General features: G+C 54.2%; 3 protein-coding genes. 1 reads left to right on the plus strand and 2 read right to left on the minus strand.

The window, feature by feature from the left end:
- Window positions 1–294 (plus strand): hypothetical protein (locus CMR00_12675; GenBank protein PIO47011.1); only part of this gene is annotated, 294 nt, incomplete at its 5' end.
- Window positions 295–488: 194 nt separating this feature from the next.
- On the opposite strand, the gene CMR00_12680 is transcribed toward CMR00_12675, so the two are convergent.
- Both CMR00_12680 and CMR00_12685 read right to left on the minus strand, forming a co-directional pair.
- Window positions 489–764 carry a hypothetical protein gene (locus tag CMR00_12680; protein ID PIO47012.1) on the minus strand — a complete coding sequence of 92 codons (276 nt, stop codon included), beginning with the start codon at window positions 762–764 and terminating at the stop codon, window positions 489–491.
- 240 nt (window positions 765–1,004) lie between these two features.
- Complete coding sequence (locus CMR00_12685) at window positions 1,005–1,265, minus strand: hypothetical protein (GenBank protein PIO47013.1); 261 nt, start codon at window positions 1,263–1,265, stop codon at window positions 1,005–1,007.
- Window positions 1,266–1,836: the final 571 nt, after the last annotated feature.

The following is a 1,836-nucleotide window of genomic DNA, read 5'->3' on the forward strand; positions in this document are numbered from 1 at the left end:
GGGGCGGGGGCATTGCTGCTGAGCAGCCTTGCCACACTGGGGGCGGGCGTACCGCTCTTCGGGGCAGGCATGGCGGGGCTGGCGCAGCTTGTGTGGCTGGTGGCGTGGCTCCCTTTCGCCTACCAAACCAGCATCGCTGCGTGGCTTGCCCAGCTTAGCTGGGCGACCTTGCCGCTAGCCGACCTGTCCGCGTGGCAGGTGTTGCTCGCCTACACGGTGCTCGCCGCGTGGAGTAGCTGGCGGATTGGGCGGCTGGCGGGAGCCACACCGATCCCTGTACCAGAGTCAGCGTGAGTAGAGCCGGTGAATTACCGCAACAGCCAGACAGGCCCAGATGTTCGGGGTTGCCACAGGGGCGCAGCCAAGCAATAGCAACCCGTGCCTGTGCCTACGGCAGGAGATCAGGTACAGGCATACCCCCTGCGCGTCAGGGGCGCGTTAGGTGGGTTAGGTGCATTGGGTGCAGGTGCGTGCGAATTGGGCCAGCATCATTCGGGAATGGCTCCCGGCAGGTAGGATGGGTCAATCCACGTAATCACAAACCCGCCGTGCGTGCGTTGGGCTTCGTCGTTGAGCAGCAGCGTGCCGCCCACAATGTTATCTTGCATCAGGCTGCGGTAGAGGTTATTCATCGCGCCATCGGGAATGCGTAAGCCAGCCTCACGCAGGTGGGCATAGATCACCTCGCTGCGGATCGGCTCCGTGCTTTTCAGCCAAAGCTGGGCGGCGATATTCAGAAAAGCTTCTTCGAGTTCATCATTCATAGACACCCCTCCTTGTGCATCGAGCACGGCTCAGCGGTGCAATTCGACCTTGTCTGTATTATACCATTAGCAGTGGCTCGGCACGAGGTCTGGTGAGCTGTTTTCGCCGTCTCCCCAAACACCCTATCTGGCGTATTCCTGATGGCTGGTAGGGGGTTGCACGGGAACAGGACAAGCAGTATATCAGGGGATGGTGGCTGCTATCAAATGCGGATGATTGGCACCGGCAAAGCCAAATACCTAGAACGTGCGGCGGGTCATCCGTGCATGAAATGTATCCGCAACCACCAGCTCCAAGTGCAGCTGCTGCCCCGCGTGGGGGTTGCCAAAATCACGCCAGTAGGTCACGATCTCACTCTGACACGTTGAATCGCAGTGCATATTGAACAGTACCACTAGCACCATCGCGATAAGTGCATGCAGCACCGAGCACGGTTGGGTGTGGTCATAGATGATTTGTTCAGTGTATTGCTGTGTTTTGTGAAATGCTGATGTTGCCATACGAAGCCTCCATGCTTTCGTCTTATTTTATTGTGCGTATACCCCTTAACTAGATTATATCCTGTATCCCCGTTATATCTATGGGATTTTCTGTTCATCTTAGGCTGTGCAAAAAGGCTATACTTCAAATAAACGAATGGGAGTAAAGTACCGTTTCCGCCTACAAATACGTGCCTCAAGGTGATTTTCTTCGTTTCTTCGACCAACAAAGCATTGACAAACAGATGACGAATATCGTGGTATTCTTTCAATGTGATCAAATAAAAGTCTGATCGATGATCTATTTGTGACCTGTGTAACGATAGTTATGAGTATATAGATACGCCTTTCCGGCCTACGGGAACGATCAACGACAGATTAAATCGGGGTTTCAACAACGGCAGCGGGGTGTTCTCAGAGATAAGTGGGAGATTCATAATCTTAACGGGCGTGATCGCAAGCCAGAGACCAGCGTGCCAGTTTGCCAAAATTGCGCGAGTATGTCACAATCTTGCCTTGAATATCCGTCGCGGTGATGACTTCGCGTGGTACGCATAGAGTACGCATGGGGGCAATGGTGACAGTGTGAGAC

Origin of the sequence: [Chlorobium] sp. 445 (assembly GCA_002763895.1) — a bacterium.
Classification (GTDB): domain Bacteria; phylum Bacteroidota; class Chlorobiia; order Chlorobiales; family Thermochlorobacteraceae; genus Thermochlorobacter.